14 protein-coding genes are annotated in these 15,243 nt (G+C 35.2%); 6 read left to right on the forward strand and 8 right to left on the reverse strand.

Annotated elements, in window-relative coordinates; translation table 11 throughout:
- Positions 1-102 precede the first annotated feature (102 nt).
- A complete protein-coding gene (gene mnmE / locus ACIQ0D_RS00715) occupies positions 103-1,563 on the forward strand; it encodes a tRNA uridine-5-carboxymethylaminomethyl(34) synthesis GTPase MnmE (protein WP_395802122.1) in 1,461 nt (486 codons plus the stop codon).
- Between the two features lie 63 nt (positions 1,564-1,626).
- On the opposite strand, the gene ACIQ0D_RS00720 is transcribed toward mnmE, so the two are convergent.
- The 4 genes from ACIQ0D_RS00720 to ACIQ0D_RS00735 all read right to left on the reverse strand — a co-directional run bounded on the left by ACIQ0D_RS00720 (position 1,627) and on the right by ACIQ0D_RS00735 (position 7,715).
- A complete protein-coding gene (locus tag ACIQ0D_RS00720; RefSeq protein WP_395802124.1) occupies positions 1,627-5,124 on the reverse strand; it encodes a T9SS type A sorting domain-containing protein in 3,498 nt (1,165 codons plus the stop codon).
- Positions 5,125-5,128: 4 nt separating this feature from the next.
- Entirely contained in the window at positions 5,129-6,751 is a 1,623-nt protein-coding gene (locus ACIQ0D_RS00725; RefSeq protein ID WP_395802126.1) for an SUMF1/EgtB/PvdO family nonheme iron enzyme, read from the reverse strand.
- A 276-nt stretch (positions 6,752-7,027) separates the two neighbouring features.
- Positions 7,028-7,276 (reverse strand): hypothetical protein, encoded by a 249-nt coding sequence (locus tag ACIQ0D_RS00730; RefSeq protein WP_395802128.1) that lies wholly within the window; start codon positions 7,274-7,276, stop codon positions 7,028-7,030.
- A gap of 25 nt (positions 7,277-7,301) precedes the next feature.
- On the reverse strand, positions 7,302-7,715 hold the full coding sequence (locus ACIQ0D_RS00735; RefSeq protein ID WP_395802130.1) for an HNH endonuclease: 414 nt from the start codon (positions 7,713-7,715) through the stop codon (positions 7,302-7,304).
- A 316-nt stretch (positions 7,716-8,031) separates the two neighbouring features.
- Here ACIQ0D_RS00735 and ACIQ0D_RS00740 point away from each other — a divergent pair, with 316 nt between their 5' ends.
- Both ACIQ0D_RS00740 and ACIQ0D_RS00745 read left to right on the forward strand, forming a co-directional pair.
- The gene (locus ACIQ0D_RS00740) at positions 8,032-9,381 is read left to right on the forward strand and encodes an amidohydrolase family protein (RefSeq protein WP_395802132.1); all 1,350 of its coding nucleotides are present in this window, start codon (positions 8,032-8,034) and stop codon (positions 9,379-9,381) included.
- 84 nt (positions 9,382-9,465) lie between these two features.
- On the forward strand, positions 9,466-10,308 hold the full coding sequence (locus tag ACIQ0D_RS00745) for an endonuclease/exonuclease/phosphatase family protein (RefSeq protein ID WP_395802134.1): 843 nt from the start codon (positions 9,466-9,468) through the stop codon (positions 10,306-10,308).
- 34 nt (positions 10,309-10,342) lie between these two features.
- On the opposite strand, the gene ACIQ0D_RS00750 is transcribed toward ACIQ0D_RS00745, so the two are convergent.
- On the reverse strand, positions 10,343-10,519 hold the full coding sequence (locus tag ACIQ0D_RS00750) for a twin-arginine translocase TatA/TatE family subunit (protein ID WP_395802136.1): 177 nt from the start codon (positions 10,517-10,519) through the stop codon (positions 10,343-10,345).
- A 203-nt stretch (positions 10,520-10,722) separates the two neighbouring features.
- On the opposite strand from ACIQ0D_RS00750, the gene ACIQ0D_RS00755 reads away from it, so the two are divergent.
- The 3 genes from ACIQ0D_RS00755 to glk are packed head-to-tail and all read left to right on the forward strand — an operon-like array spanning position 10,723 to position 12,763.
- The gene (locus ACIQ0D_RS00755) at positions 10,723-11,085 is read left to right on the forward strand and encodes a hypothetical protein (RefSeq protein ID WP_395802138.1); all 363 of its coding nucleotides are present in this window, start codon (positions 10,723-10,725) and stop codon (positions 11,083-11,085) included.
- A 20-nt stretch (positions 11,086-11,105) separates the two neighbouring features.
- A complete protein-coding gene (locus ACIQ0D_RS00760; RefSeq protein WP_395802140.1) occupies positions 11,106-11,699 on the forward strand; it encodes a hypothetical protein in 594 nt (197 codons plus the stop codon).
- Between the two features lie 41 nt (positions 11,700-11,740).
- Positions 11,741-12,763, forward strand: a complete 1,023-nt coding sequence (gene glk, locus ACIQ0D_RS00765) for a glucokinase (protein ID WP_395802142.1) — start codon at positions 11,741-11,743, stop codon at positions 12,761-12,763.
- Between the two features lie 31 nt (positions 12,764-12,794).
- Here glk and ACIQ0D_RS00770 read toward each other — a convergent pair whose 3' ends face one another.
- The 3 genes from ACIQ0D_RS00770 to ACIQ0D_RS00780 form a co-directional block, all read right to left on the reverse strand.
- The gene (locus tag ACIQ0D_RS00770) at positions 12,795-13,262 is read right to left on the reverse strand and encodes a pyridoxamine 5'-phosphate oxidase family protein (RefSeq protein WP_395802144.1); all 468 of its coding nucleotides are present in this window, start codon (positions 13,260-13,262) and stop codon (positions 12,795-12,797) included.
- A 63-nt stretch (positions 13,263-13,325) separates the two neighbouring features.
- Positions 13,326-13,757, reverse strand: a complete 432-nt coding sequence (locus ACIQ0D_RS00775; protein WP_395802146.1) for a hypothetical protein — start codon at positions 13,755-13,757, stop codon at positions 13,326-13,328.
- Positions 13,758-13,907: 150 nt separating this feature from the next.
- Positions 13,908-15,200 carry a M20/M25/M40 family metallo-hydrolase gene (locus tag ACIQ0D_RS00780; protein WP_395802148.1) on the reverse strand — a complete coding sequence of 431 codons (1,293 nt, stop codon included), beginning with the start codon at positions 15,198-15,200 and terminating at the stop codon, positions 13,908-13,910.
- Positions 15,201-15,243 lie beyond the last annotated feature (43 nt).

Consider the following 15,243-nt stretch of genomic DNA (forward strand, 5'->3'; position numbering starts at 1 on the left):
TAAAAGATGTCGTAAGCCTAACCATCTAACCATCTAACCATCTAACCATCTAACCAACTACCAACAAAAATCACGATATTTGCATAATCCCAAATGAGAAATATGCAGCAAAGCCCAATACACAATTCCGAAACAATAATTGCATTAGCAACCCCATCAGGAATTGGTGCAATTGGAGTCATTAGGCTTTCCGGACCCGATGCAATACATATCGTTAATCAGGTCTTTGCGGGTAAGGATTTAAGTGTACAGCCCTCACATACCATTCATTTTGGGACGATTAGAGATGGAAATCAACTATTAGATGAGGTTTTAATATCCTTGTTTATTGGTCCGAAATCCTATACCCGTGAAAATGTAATTGAGATTTCTACGCATGGTTCTGCATTTATAATTGAGAGCATAATCAAGCTATTGATTCGTAAAGGGGCAAGGCCAGCTAATCCGGGTGAATTTACGCTTAGAGCCTTCTTAAATGGTCAATTAGACCTATCTCAAGCAGAGGCTGTAGCCGATTTAATTGCTTCTAACTCTCAAGCTTCACATCAAGTGGCTATGCAGCAGATGCGAGGCGGTTTTTCGGGCGAGTTACAACATTTGCGTGATCAATTGATTCATTTTGCATCTATGATTGAGTTGGAGCTTGATTTTGGTGAAGAGGATGTTGAATTTGCGAACCGTGAGGATCTAAAAGGATTGATTTATCAGATAAACCGCATTTTACACCGTTTAATTCAATCTTTTGAACAAGGTAATGTGATGAAAAATGGAGTCCCGGTAGTAATTGCAGGGAAGCCAAATGTGGGAAAATCAACCTTGCTCAATGCCTTATTGAACGAAGAGCGAGCGATAGTTTCGGAAATTGCAGGAACTACTAGAGATACCGTTGAGGATGAGATGATTATTGGAGGTTTGCGCTTTCGATTTATTGATACCGCAGGAATACGTGATACTGCGGATGTAATTGAGGCCAAAGGCGTAGAACGTACTCATGAAAAAATAAAGCAGGCTAAATTAATCATCTATCTTGTTGATCCAGAGCAAGATGTAAAGGAAATAGAATCGCAAATTACCTATCTAAAGGAACTTGGAATTCCCTTCTTAACGGTAGTGAATAAAAAGGATTTGGTTAGTAGTGAATGGGAAGAAGAGTTGTCGGTTGTCAGTTATCAGTTGTCAGAAGGGGATGAGTTATCAGTTGATGGTTATCAGTTGTCAGGCAGGGAGGAGAGTCAAAAGCCAAAGGACAATAAAATCATTTTCATATCTGCTAAAAACAAGATTGGAATTGAGGACTTGAAATTAAGTATACTTGAAAAAGTAAATCTTCATAAAATCAATACAGATGACGTGCTTATTTCCAATATTCGCCATTTAGAGGCATTGCAAAAAACGGAAGAATCCTTGAATCGCGTATTGCTCAATATTGACAATCCGATTACCTCCGATTTTTTGGCTTCGGATATCAAACAAGCTCTTTATTACTTAGGCGAGATTACAGGTCAGGTTACTACAGATGATTTATTGGAGACGATTTTTAGTAAGTTTTGTATCGGAAAGTAATATTTTTAAATCAAGCTAAGATCTTACCCGGCTGCTTCAGACAAAATATTTTCCCTTGTTTCTCTATAACTTGAGTACCTTATTTGTAATTACAACATCATTTGTTATTATTTGAACATAGTAAGTTCCCGGATTAAGGTGTGTTAAATTAATCTCAAAAATACCACCAATGTTATTGTTTATACCAGAATAAACGGTTTTGCCAGTGGCATCTGTTATTACAATTTTAGAATTAGATGAAATTTCTCTGAGATCAATTTTTAATATGTCTAAAAAAGGGTTGGGATAAACCAATAATGGTGAAAATCCCTCGAAATTTTTAGAAATAACACCCTGACATGGGATATCAGTATAAATTTTTATATTATTATTACCTTTTTCAAGTGGAAGACTTATAAAAGGTAGCTTAGTTTTATACTGTTTGCCGTTCAATTCGATTGTGTAGGTAGAGCTACCAGCTAATGTTAAATCAATGAAATTAGTATTTCTGTTTATTGAAATATATGTCTTAAGTTCTTTAGGTTCTGTAATAATTAGCTCATAACATTGAACATAGTCTTTTAACCCCTCAACAGTGATACAAAGAGAATAAGTTCCTGGTTTTAGATTTGTTATTTTAAGAGAATCTGTAAAAGAATAAGGTTTATCTAAGCCTTGCCCTTTAATTATCGCAGTATAGTTTAGTTTGTTTTCAACCTTAATTTCAATTTTACCATTATCGCTTGACACGCAAGTAGAACTAATTGTTCGAATTGTAAAATTATTAATTGGAAGTTCACGGATCCTAAATGTTTTTAATTCTTGTACAGATTGATAATTAGCATTTCCTTCTTGTACTCCTTTGACTACAACCGTTCCGCTTCCAGTTAAGGTTATCGTATTTTCGAAAATTGTTGCAGGACCGGAGACAATTGAAAAGGTGACAGGCAAGCCTGAGCTAGCTGTTGCAGATATTTCAAACGGTTTAGATCCAAAAATTTTATCCGCTATTTCCTTGAAGTTTAAGGTTTGTGAAGCTTGCAACACTTTAAAAGTCTGCTCTGCACTTACTCCATCGAAGTTGGCATTTCCGGCTTGTGACGCTTTCACGACCACTATGCCTGCCCCAGTAAGTGTAATTATATTTCCAGAAATTGTTGCAGGCCCAGAGACAATTGAAAACGTTATAGGAAGGCCTGAACTAGCTGTTGCAGAAATTGTAAATGTAGTGGCTCCAAAAGTTTTGTCTGTTATTTCATTGAAAATAAGTGTTTGTTTAGCCGCATTTGATCCAGAACTTGAAATCTTAAATGTGCTATTCGATAGACCAACTATTTCATCTTGTGATCCGGTTTCTGAAATTCGAATTTTACATTCATCAGTAAATTCGCTAACATAAAAGTTGCCACTATTTTTGAGTTTTTGTCCAGTTTTTGGCAATGTACTTCCAGGCACAGTCCATTGATAAGTACCTAATTTTGAATCAACTGCAACGCTAATTATTTTCCAATTTTTACCGTTATCTGTTGTGTATTCGATTTTAACTGAGTCAGAAACATTAACAGTACTCCAAGTAATTAAGTACTTAGTGCCAGATATTAGCACCTCGCCAGCCAGTGGTTTAGTAACTAATATTTTTGAGATATTACTTCTGTTTGCATGTCCGTCATAGCTACCTCCTTTGTATTTTGATGGCGTTATTGAATTAAGGCTTTTTTCAAAATTTACCGCAATGGAATCACTAATTAAGGAGTTATCGGCACTAACCACTTTAATATCAAATAAACCATTCATTTCCTGTGTATTAATAAATAAATAGCTTCCTGCGTCTGCTTGGTAGTTATCGATGATTTTTGTCCAGTTTGTCAATGATTTCTGTTTCAAATAAACATTTAATTTGGAAACTCCTGAATGTGTCCATGAGATAGGAATGATACTATTAGCATCGCCATTTGATTTTGTACCCGATGTGAGTTTAATATAACCATCAATGATTTGAAATACTCCGCTAACGCTATTAATGGTGGAATCATTGGAAGAACTTATTTTAATTAGTCCTGAAACAGTAGGAGTGGCAGGTATCTCCCAATCATATTTCATAGCATTGGCAGAATAGTTTTTATTTATAACAGTCCAACTTTTTCCATTATTTACAGAAAGATAGATATCTATATCTTCTATATTTTCTGACTTCCACGTAATTAACGTTTTGGAAAGTCCATTTAGTTTTAATCCAGCTAAAGGATTTAAAATTTGAATATTAGCCTTTAAATTCGATACCTGGCTGAAACCATCATAAGAACCTCCCTTGTATTTCGAAGTTGAATTATTAGCAGGTTTAACTCTTAAAAAAGTTTTCGATGAATCTTGCACTGAATTATCGGTAGAACTTATTTTAAATTCAAGTGAATCAGTAATTAATGTTGTAGGTGGAATCCAAATATAGTTCAGCAATAAGGCGGATACAGAATTAGTTATACTCTTCCATGGTTTGGCTTTATTCTCCCTGTATTTTATAGATAGAAAATCTACTCCATTATTAACCCATGAGATCGGAATAGGCTGATCTTTAACAAAATAATTATCTTCAGGGTTGAAGATTGCAATACTTTTTAGGGGGATTTTAAATGGAATAATGTTTAATGCTTTTAGGGTTGGACTTTCAATAGATGAAATCCTTATTAATCCAGTGTTGGTAATGTTAGGGGGTACTCTCCATTCATATTTTTTGGCATTTGCCGGGTAACTTTCATTTATGGTTAACCAATTTAGTCCATTATCAATAGAAAATTCAATTTTAATAAATTCAATATTGTTCGAGTCCCATTTCAGAGTTTGAATTGATGATGCAGCAAAAGTTTCGTCTCCTAATGGGAAAAGTAAACTAAGCTTTGGTGAAGTGTTAGATACTCCACTGTGTCCATCAAAACTACCACCAAGAAACTTTTTATTGGAAGACACAGGATTAGAAATTAAAGGACTATTCCAGATACTTGATATTGCGGAACTATCTGCGGATTCAATTTTTAACCTAATTGTTGAACTATTTAGTTCTGGAACAATCCATGTAAACGCTTCTGCCAAGGAGGGGTATCCTTTACGAATTAGCGTATAATCAGTACCCCCATTAATTGAATAATAAATATTTATTTTTTCTACTGTTTGACTTTTCCAACCAAATTTGAATGCGTTTCCTCTTACTAATGATGTTGTACTATCGACATCAAGTTTCAGAGTTGGTTCTGAAATAATAAAATTACCTGGATTAACACTCGCAATATTAATATTTTCAATATCTGAGATTCTTATCTTTCCTTTTTTAGTAGGTTTTGCGGGAACTAGCCAGGCGTATTTTGAAGCGGAGGAAGGGTAAGAATTGATAATCGTACTCCATGAAATACCTCCATCCAAAGAGTATTCAATTTTTATATTGTCCACATTACTACTTTCCCAGCTGATACTAAAATAATCGCCACCTGAAATTACTTGGTCGTTCGTTGGCGTTTTGAGTAGCAGCGCGTCTTGAGCAAAGGCAAACTGAGTAAGTAGGCCAATAATCAGAAATAATATTAGTCGTTTCAATTGATTAATTATCTGATGGAGCTGAACGAACTAATCTAAATCCCCCGCTTTGACCTCCCGAAGACCTCCCTGAAACACCACTCCAATTGTTTTTATATATTGAGGATGACCAGCTATCAAAATATGTTCCAGCGAACCAATGGTTGATGTTAGGGGTTCCATTTGAAGAATTTTCACCAATGCCGTTTGCTTCTTTAAAAGAGCGTGATGATTCAGTGTTTAAGCTTATTACAAATTCAGATGCATTGTCTGTAAGCCCCATAATTCCATAATAGCTGGCCCCAGAGCTACTTCTGCTAGACGAGCTAGTAGCAAATACTCCTACTCGATAGGCTCCGGATCCACCATCGCCACCTTCAATATTACCATCGTATAAAGCAAGAAATTTTGTAGAATCAGTTGATACTGGTGCTTCTGTACCATTTTCTGCCCCATTGAGCTTTAATGAATTAACGAGTAAATTATTATTTCCCATGGGAGTCATATTCCCCTGCGGAATCTTACCATTTGCCCGATCATTATAGCTTGGCGCTAGTGGCCCTCTCGCTGCTTTCTCAAATTCTAATTCAGTCATTGGCCTTAAGGAACTCCAGTTTGCAAATGCAAATACATGATTAGAATTGGCATAATCCATGGCACGATCGGGTCTGGAAACTATGTAATTTTCACCTTGTTTTTCTATTGAAAATCGTACAAGGGGTTGATTTGGAGAGTTTGGTGCAGGCAATAACATGTTTGTCATAGGAATTGGCATAGGCGGTGATGAGTTAGTAGTCGATACTTTTGTAGTATTTAGGAAATCTGTGTATTGACCCTGACTAACTTCATATTTCATGGCGTAAAAAGCCTTATATCCAACCGGATAATTAGAATATTTAAATGGCTCTTCATTATTTATTCCAATTCCTTTAGTACCATTGATGTAAATTCCATTTATAATTACTTGGTCTGAATTATTTCCTGGACCTGAATTTGTAGAAGCTGTGGTTATTTTGGGACTGGTTTTATCTGAAATGATTGTAAACATTGGTGTATTTCTTCCGAATTTAGTTGTATCGGAAGGGATGAAGTTTTTAAAAATTGAGGAAACCAATCGGTCGGGTGATGATTGCATGTAAATATCTTTTGTAGGTGTATACGAATCTCCAAAAGCGAAACTTCCCTGAGGTACGTAAACCATTTCTGTAGCAAAGAATCTAATTTCTGCACTGTCAATATTTGCAACAGAATCTATACCGTAGTTCCATAATATTTTTATTCCACTTAAATCGATATTCCCCGAACCCTTAGATGATCTGTAAATAAATGCCCCCATTCTATCTGAAGGTACCACGATTTTTGCGTTCTGTGGATTACCTTCAATAGAATTGCCTGAGGTCTGAAATTTAATATGCTTCCAAGTACCGTTCGGCCTTTTTACCTTAGCTGTAATCCATGCTGCATCCCAGTTAATATCATCTCTCCAAGAATTCTCCCATGATAAGTCAAATTTTATTTTTATGTCCTTTGTGGTTTTAATTGTATCTGTTAGAGTTAGTTTTTTAATTCGGATATTGTTTGCAAAAATTGCTTCCCCAAATAAAATTAACAAGAAAACTAAAATCATGCTTGGTATATATTTTTTCATAATCTGATAAATGATTTACTAAATTAAATATTTTTTTGTTTGTGTCAACAACATGGTAATTAAAGTAAAAATTACAAGTTTATAGTTAGTGATAATGATTTTTTTCAAAGTCATTTCATTAACATTATGTATTAAACTGCTCTTAGAAAGCCATAATCTTGCATTTTTGCCAGAATCAGTTATCCAAAGCAATTCAAAGCCCTTATTTCAAAGCTTTTTTAGCATTCCTTCTAATGCAGTTTCGAAGTTTCTTAACCTAGATAAAGATTTCTAAAATTAAACGATGCCTTCCTTATACTTACTATACATCATTTGACAAACCTTATCCATTGCCTTAAAAATTTTAACATCTAAATCGGTAGCATTGCTAATGCTTGTTAAAGTTAAAACAGCATGGTACAGCATTTCATTATCTTGACTTGCAATACGTTCTATAAAATTGATTGTATTACTTCCATTTGGAGATTCTGAAACAATTATTTCGTCTGTATGCTTATCTATTGCAAATAATATATTTTGGCTCATAGCGATTTAAACTGCTTTTAAATTATTAATGTGATTGACATCTACCATTGGAACTTGTTGTCATCCTTTTGCATATTAACCCTTTCTGTGTTGTTCCGGTGCATTGTGTTGAAGTACTTTTATATTTTGTACTGGTGGTCTTGACATCACAACAATCTCTTCCCACTTTCCTGTCATGTACCTTACAATAACAGCTATTTGATTTACTTCGGTTACATTTTTGACAAAGTAACTGAATATTTGAGGCATTATTCTTACCACCACAAGAAAATGGAGTGATATGATCATATTCTAAGTTTAGAGAACTACCACAACATTGACAAAGGCCACCATCTCTCGCAAAAACAATCTTTTTTGTTGTTGCTGATATATAACGACTCTGAGAAAAGCAACAAACACTAAATAAAAGGAGTGTTATGATGAGGGATAGTTTTTTCATTATGGGATGTTTTTGAGCGCTAAATTAATTAAATAATTTACGTTTGAATTAACAATCAAAAAAATATAAAATTGAGAGAAATATATTCTGTTGAGGCACATTATTTGCGTTTTTTTATAAGTTAGTATTCATTTCATTTCAATTCTACTTTCTCCCCAAACCATATTATTGTTACAATCTCCAAATTTTTACCATAAGTCTTTGATAATTAATTATTTATGTATTTTAATTTTTTTAATCCATCTCTTTTTTCGTCTTTCTTATTGTTTCTTCTTTAGTATTTTCTTATATTTCAGTTTAAAATTTAAAAAACACAATGAGAACAAAGCATTTTTTATTTTTTGCATTCTTATTCTTCGGAATGGCTGCAAATGCTCAGCAGTCGGTCAAAAGCTCAGGCAAACCTTATAGTTATATTATTAAAGGTGGGCATGTAATCGACGCTAAGAATAATATCAACGAAGTAATGGATATTGCCATTACGGCAGGAGCTCGTGCACAAGCAGCACGCCCAGCAAGTGCAAACAGTCCGGCAAGCCCCGCAGTACCTGCTACAGAAGGTAAAGTGGCAATGATTGCAAAAAATATTAACGCAGATCTTGCAGATCAAATTATTGACGCTAAGGGACTCTATGTAACTCCGGGTTTGATTGATATTCACGTTCATTTTTTCTGGGGACATGATGGTTCTTATTTGAAAAATGCTGCAACCGCATTACCTGCTGATGGTTTTACTTTCCGTAGTGGGGTAACCTCTGTAGTTGATGCAGGATGTACTGGATGGAGAGATTTTGAACTCTATAAAAAGCAAACGATTGATGCTTCTAAAACTCGTGTAATGGCCATGCTAAACATTGTCGGTACAGGTATGGACGGTGCTGGAGAAAACAATATCAATGAAATGGATTCTAAAAAAGCTGCTGAAATGGCTAAGAAATATCCAAAAGATGTGGTAGGTTTCAAGCTAGCTCACTATAGCGGTCGTACTTGGGAACCAACAGATCGTTTAATAGAGGCAGGTCGTTTGGCAAATCTTCCAGTAATGGTTGATTTTGGTTCTGCAGATCCTTTCTTACCTCTTGATTCATTATTTAATGTGAAATTCCGCCCTGGCGATATTTATACCCATGCATTCGGTGGTAATGGTACTAGTAGCCCTAATGGTAGAGAGTCAATCGTTGACATGAATGGTAAAGTAAAGCCATTTGTTTATAAAGCTCGTGACAGAGGAATTGTATTCGATATTGGTTTTGGTGGTGCATCTTATCTATACAATCAAGGTGTTCCTGCCGTTAAAGCTGGATTCTTCCCAACTACGATCAGCTCCGACCTTCATACAGGAAGTATGAATGGTCCGATGAAAAGCATGGAAAACCTAATGGGATTATTCATGGCTACAGGAATGCCATTAAAAGATGTGGTTGCAGCTAGTACTTGGCATCCTGCAAAAGCAATTAAGCGTGAGGAATTGGGTAACCTTTCTGTAGGCTCTGTGGCTGATATTGCAATCTTTAAAATAAATGAGGGTCAGTTTGGCTGGCCAGTTAGAGGTGGTAAAATTGAAGGAACAAAAAGATTCCAAACTGAAATGACCATCAGAGATGGTAATATTGTTTATGATTTAAATGGTATAGCTCAAGTTGCGGGACCAACTGCAGTAAAATAATTTTTAAGAAATAATTTAAAGGTGCTTTTCATTTGGGAAGCACCTTTTTTATTATACCTTCATTAAATATTAATAACCTTCATTATGTTCATCAAAAAGGCTTTTTTATGCTCATTCTTGTTAATTAGCATACTTAGAATTGAGGCTCAGACTCTTAAAATTGCCACTTATAATGTACGTCTTTATAATAATGGAGATACTGGCAATTTATGGGTAGATCGCGCCCCACGTGTTGCCAGTCTGATTCGTTTTCACGATTTTGATGTTTTTGGTGTCCAAGAAGCTTTTAAAAACCAATTGGACGATATGAGCAGTGCTTTGCCAGAATATGCACGCTATGGAGTTGGAAGGGAGGATGGAAAGCAAGCTGGTGAGCATTCTTCTATTTACTATAAAAAAAATCAATTTAAATTGCTTAAAAGTGGCGATTTCTGGCTGTCTGAGACTCCAAATGTACCAGGAAAGGGTTGGGATGCCACTTGTTGTAATCGAATTTGTTCTTGGGTGTATTTGGAAGAGATTAAGACTCGCAAAAAGTTTTATCTATTTAATGTACATTTTGATCATCAAGGAGTAATTGCAAGAAGAGAAAGTGCCAAGCTAATGGTGCAAAAAATAAAGGAAATTTCTGCTAATCAGCCGGTTGTGTTAACTGGCGATTTTAATGGCAGTCGATCAAGCGAGTTATACCAAATTTTAACGAACTCTCTGATTTTAAGCGATTCATATTCGGGAGTGAAATTCCCTTATGAAAATAATACATCCTTCAGTGGGTTTAAAACCCCAAAAGGAATGGATGTTATTGATCATATATTTATTTCAAAGCATTTTACATCCACAAAATGGGGCATTTTAACGGATACTTATTTTGGGAAATATCCTTCAGATCATTTCCCGGTTGTAAGTTACTTGAAATTCAATAAATGATTTTAAAAAGATAAAGAGGGTAATTTTTACCCTTTTAGCTCTCTTTTACTTCGGTTTTTTTGGGTTCTTCTGAAACTCCATCCTTAGCATCTTTAAACTCTTTCATGCCACGGCCCAAGCCACGCATAAGTTCTGGAAGCTTCTTGCCTCCAAACATCAATAATACCACCACCACAATTAAAATAATTTCAGGTCCGCCTAGTCCAGCCATAATTTTATATCTTATTTTTAAGCAAGGTGTGAATAAATTTTAGTTTTTTAAAATTATTAATTAATCTGTTTCAAAATATTTTTTCTTGGCCTTAATTTACCTAAATCCTTTCCATGTGGCTTCAATTAAAATCAAGCATTTCACTGATTTTAATCAATATAAAGCATCTTAATTTCTTACATTTTTGTATAAATTCTTTTGCTATGAAAAATCTCCAAGATGTTAATACAGCTATTTTCGACCTTCGCAAAAGAGGGTACCGATTAGATTTTAATTTTTATTCTAAATACATTATTTGCGTGCCTTTGAAGCTAAAAATCGACTTAACGGATGTAGAGATTGATGAGACCTATAAATTTCCTTCGAAGGAGTATCCGGGAAGGCAAAATATTTTATGTGCATTAAAAACTCATGGCGGACAAAGAGGAATTCTTTATGAGGTTTCGGATCGAGTTTTTGAGCTTTTTGAGGTTGTAAGACCCAAAACAAAATTATCTAATACAAAAGAAAAGAAGCAGAAAAGGAAGGATTCTTACCCATCCCAAACTTTGCTCACAGCAGGATGATAAATATTAATCAATTAAATATGAAAATTGAATCTAAAATATTACCTGAGCAGATTTCAGATACTTTCTTTGAGCCTGCTCATGAAAAAAAAATTAAACTGAAGCCTAAAACAGAAAAGGTTAAAATGCCGATTATAGGTGTTTTAAATTTTGATGAATATGTGCTTAATGAGGATAAAGAGAAGCAAGCCAAGGTCCCGGTTTATAATCAAAGAATATTGAAATTATTGGATGATTTAGAATGTCCATTATTATTGCTTCCGCGGATACAAAGTGGCAACATTATTCAAAAAATAGGTTTTTTCACAGACATACGATTTACGGGCCTCGCTACCATTGCCATGATTGTTAAAATTGCGAAATCCTTCCAGGCAGGATTAACCCTTTTTAATTTTGCTGAACCTGCAATTCCTGAAATGGATGATGATTATGCCCATAGCTTTTTCATGAATAAGGGGATGTCGAAGGTTAATGGACTAGAACTTAAGCTTGTAAATATTGAGAAGGCAACGGCTTTCAATAATTTGGAAAGTATTTTAGATCAGCATGATATCGATTTGATTGCCGCGATGAATGGTAGAAAAGACCTGCTTTATAAATTGGATTTCGGATAATAGTGCTTCAAAATCGCTGTCCAAGCCATAATCATTTCTAGATGATATTAAACTTTAAACCATCTATCAATCAATTACAAGCAAATAAGCAAGATATGCTGGTATTGGCAGGAGATATTGGCGGTACTAAAACCAACCTGGCTTTATTTAAGGCCTCTGGCGATGAAATTGTATCCTTGCATAATCTTTCATATCGCACATCTGATTTCTCAAGCCTGGTTGAGCTTTTGGCTTTATTTTTAAAAGATATACCTGATCCCAATAAAATTTGCCTCGGTGTTGCTGGTCCCGTACTCAATGGCCATGCTAAACTCTCCAATATTAAATGGGAAATTGATCAAAAAGAACTTAAAAAACATTTTAAAAAGGATTTTTCAATCATCAACGACCTAGAAGCAACAGCCTATGGTTTGGCGATGCTGAATGAGTCTGATACCGTTGTAATTCATCAAGGGAAAGATCAAATTTCAGGAAATGCTGCAGTTATTGCTCCAGGTACTGGCTTAGGTGAAGCAGGAATTTACTGGGATGGGAGATTTTATCATCCCTTTGCAACCGAGGGTGGTCATGCTGATTTTGCTTCTCGCAATGCGCAAGATTTTGATTTATTCCTTTATTTACAAAAGCAATTTGGACATGTGAGTTGGGAGCGGGTGCTTAGCGGACCAGGAATTATTCAGATTTATCAATTTCTTGTTCACGAAGTAAAAATAGAGGAAAGTGCTTTTATAAAAGAGCAGTTTAAAAATGGCTACGATGCCTCTATAATTAGTCGGAATGTTGAAAAATGCCCGCTTTGCAAGGAAACAATGAAGCTTTTTATACGATTTTTAGCCTTTGAATCTGCCAATTTGGTTTTAAAGCATAATGCTACTGGCGGACTATTTATTGGTGGTGGAATAGCGCCCTCTATTTTAGCTCTTTTTAAAGAATATGATTTTAATAGGTTTTTCTGCCAAAGTGGTCGATTGAACGATTTAATTGAGAATGTTACGGTTAGGGTCATTCTCAATACAAAAGCTGCCTTGTTGGGGGCAGCTTGGTTTGGTGTTAATCATGATTAATTTAAAAGAATAATAATTTTCTTCCCAAATCTTAAACCATAGGATGCTTACCACTCTCAAAACGTCCAGTTTTATTACTCAAAACAATTTTAAATAAAATAAGCTCGATCTTGGTTTCAATATCATATTCATTTACACTTATGGCATGAAAAGGATGCTGAGCAGGATCGCTTACCAAAGGCATAATCTTGTGAATTAATCCCTGCATAGCCCTGCCACGCTCTTGTGGGTCAGTGATTTCTTCAAATCTTCCCCAAGCAATTACCGTCTGCCATCGAAAAATGGATTGAATTTCTTCAACTTCGAAACAAACCTCCGGGTTTTTCCGCATCATCTCTATTTTTTTTCCCAAAGCCGAATGTGAGATGATACTGGTGCCATCATAAATATAATTGGTCGGGACCAAATAGATAGCCCCGTCTGCATGGCATGCAATACGCCCAATAACCTGTCTCTTTAATAGGTTTTCAACTTCTTCTTCATTCAAATTTCCCAGCATAATTCCGGATTTTTATGGTTTACTCATTTTTATTGTTTTTTACACTCTCTATTTTAACAATTTTTAGAGCACCAATGTTTTATAAATATCCGATTCTTCTAGGGCACGTTCTAAACGACTTAAAAAAATTAATTCTGATTTATTTTTTGCAGCAAAAGAATAGCTTATCGCAGATGCAGTTTTCATAATCATTCCCTTAACTTTTTCAGTAAATAGGTCTGGGTATTTTTCCTTAAAAACTTGTAGGCTATGTATTGCTTTTCCCGGATCTGGATGCTTATCTGATAACCAATCGAACACAATTTCAATCTGATAGGCTGAATCTGTTTCGAATTCGTCAAAAGTATCATCAAAAGCTAACCAATGTGCTTTTACTGATTTTTTTAATTCAGCCATTTCTTCTTTTCTTACGATTTTATCTACTGCTGCAGCGGCATAAAATATCTTACCTAAGAGCTGGTAAAATCTTAATATAGTTTTGTTTGAATACTTCATTGACCCTGTTTTTTTCTTGGGTCAATTTGCATTTTTTAGCTTAAAGGCTAGATGATAATGGCTAACAAAATCTATGATGTTTATCAAGCTTTGCTTTGAGGAATAATCATGCCTGAAAATGATATTTTCAAGCATGATGAATAAAAAAACTTATTTGGATAAACCCGCTTCGGCAATTAGTAAGAGCAATCCGAACTTTATGGCTTCATCGCCTTTTTCATTAATCCACCACTCGTCTAGTGAATGGGCATTTCCACTATTTCCACCTCGTCCAATCGTAATACTTGGAATGCCTAATGAAATGGGAATGTTCGAATTTGTTGATCCTGCCCCAATTTTTGCCGTACGATTAAAGAATTCATTTGCTGCAGCTGCTCTTTGGATTATAGCCAAGTTTTCTTCTTGAAGGCCTGAAGGACGCTCACCAATCTTTTCGAAAATTAAACTAAGTTTCGGGCCTTTTTGAACTTTAGAATTATAGTCGTTCAAGGCTTTATTCATCTGTTCTTTTAATATTTTTTCGGTTCCTAATAATTTCTCAGGACTTAAAGAACGCATATCAACTTCAATCCAAGTCTCAAAAGGTATAGAATTTACCGAGGTTCCACCACCAATACGTCCCACATTGAAGGTGGTTTTTGGTCCCGTACTCACAAAATCACTAGCTACCGTACTGAAGTAATCGATTGCCTTTCCCATTGCATGATGCGGATTAGCTAATCCAAAAGCACCAAAAGAATGTCCTCCAGGACCATTAAAAGTCACTTTATAGCGTAATGATCCAAGTCCGCTAGTAACCACCCGGTTTATTTCGCCACCATCAATAGCAATATGTGAAACTATTTTTTTAGCTCCTTGTTTAAAGATGTTTTTGATGCCTCTAAGATCTCCTAAACCCTCTTCACCAACAGTGCCCGCAAATAAAATATCTGATTCTGTTTTTATTGAAGCGCTATTCATGGCTTTTAAAATGGTAAGCATCATGCTTAATCCACGGGTATCATCACCAATTCCAGGTGCATAAAGTGTATCCCCCTTCATTTTTACTTTAACATCCGTTTCGATAGGAAATACAGTGTCTAAATGTGCATCAATCAGGACAGTTTTGCCATTTCCACTGCCTTTTCTTAAAGCTAAGACATTACCTACACCATCAATCCATATGCTGTCAATTCCTGCATCTTCCAGCATTTTTTTGAAGTGTTCTGCTCTTTTCTGCTCTTGGAAGGGTGGAGCGGGTATTTCAGTGAGCTCAATAAGCTCTTTGATACTAGTAGGCTCTAAATCCTGAATGATTTGGAAAGCCTTTTGTACTTTATCGTTTTTGCTTAGTTTTTCAATGTCCTTCTTAAAAATAGGTTGAGCATTTATGTTTTTCTCATTTTGGGCGAAAAGCATCGCGGAAGCGAAGAAAAAAAGTGTGAAAAGTGATGCTTTTTTCATAAAAAAAAATTCTTAAGATTGAATTATTAAATATAGTAATTCA

It is taken from the genome of Daejeonella sp. (assembly GCF_044342615.1).
Classification (GTDB): domain Bacteria; phylum Bacteroidota; class Bacteroidia; order Sphingobacteriales; family Sphingobacteriaceae; genus Daejeonella.

What these genes read in the sequence shown, in the direction of transcription:
- mnmE (WP_395802122.1), top strand. Translation starts at nt 103, where the DNA reads ATGCAGCAAAGCCCAATACACAATTCCGAAACAATAATTGCATTAGCA.
- ACIQ0D_RS00725 (WP_395802126.1), bottom strand. Translation starts at nt 6,751, where the DNA reads ATGAAAAAATATATACCAAGCATGATTTTAGTTTTCTTGTTAATTTTA.
- ACIQ0D_RS00730 (WP_395802128.1), bottom strand. Translation starts at nt 7,276, where the DNA reads ATGAGCCAAAATATATTATTTGCAATAGATAAGCATACAGACGAAATA.
- ACIQ0D_RS00735 (WP_395802130.1), bottom strand. Translation starts at nt 7,715, where the DNA reads ATGAAAAAACTATCCCTCATCATAACACTCCTTTTATTTAGTGTTTGT.
- ACIQ0D_RS00740 (WP_395802132.1), top strand. Translation starts at nt 8,032, where the DNA reads ATGAGAACAAAGCATTTTTTATTTTTTGCATTCTTATTCTTCGGAATG.
- ACIQ0D_RS00745 (WP_395802134.1), top strand. Translation starts at nt 9,466, where the DNA reads ATGTTCATCAAAAAGGCTTTTTTATGCTCATTCTTGTTAATTAGCATA.
- ACIQ0D_RS00750 (WP_395802136.1), bottom strand. Translation starts at nt 10,519, where the DNA reads ATGGCTGGACTAGGCGGACCTGAAATTATTTTAATTGTGGTGGTGGTA.
- ACIQ0D_RS00755 (WP_395802138.1), top strand. Translation starts at nt 10,723, where the DNA reads ATGAAAAATCTCCAAGATGTTAATACAGCTATTTTCGACCTTCGCAAA.
- ACIQ0D_RS00760 (WP_395802140.1), top strand. Translation starts at nt 11,106, where the DNA reads ATGAAAATTGAATCTAAAATATTACCTGAGCAGATTTCAGATACTTTC.
- glk (WP_395802142.1), top strand. Translation starts at nt 11,741, where the DNA reads ATGATATTAAACTTTAAACCATCTATCAATCAATTACAAGCAAATAAG.
- ACIQ0D_RS00770 (WP_395802144.1), bottom strand. Translation starts at nt 13,262, where the DNA reads ATGCTGGGAAATTTGAATGAAGAAGAAGTTGAAAACCTATTAAAGAGA.
- ACIQ0D_RS00775 (WP_395802146.1), bottom strand. Translation starts at nt 13,757, where the DNA reads ATGAAGTATTCAAACAAAACTATATTAAGATTTTACCAGCTCTTAGGT.
- ACIQ0D_RS00780 (WP_395802148.1), bottom strand. Translation starts at nt 15,200, where the DNA reads ATGAAAAAAGCATCACTTTTCACACTTTTTTTCTTCGCTTCCGCGATG.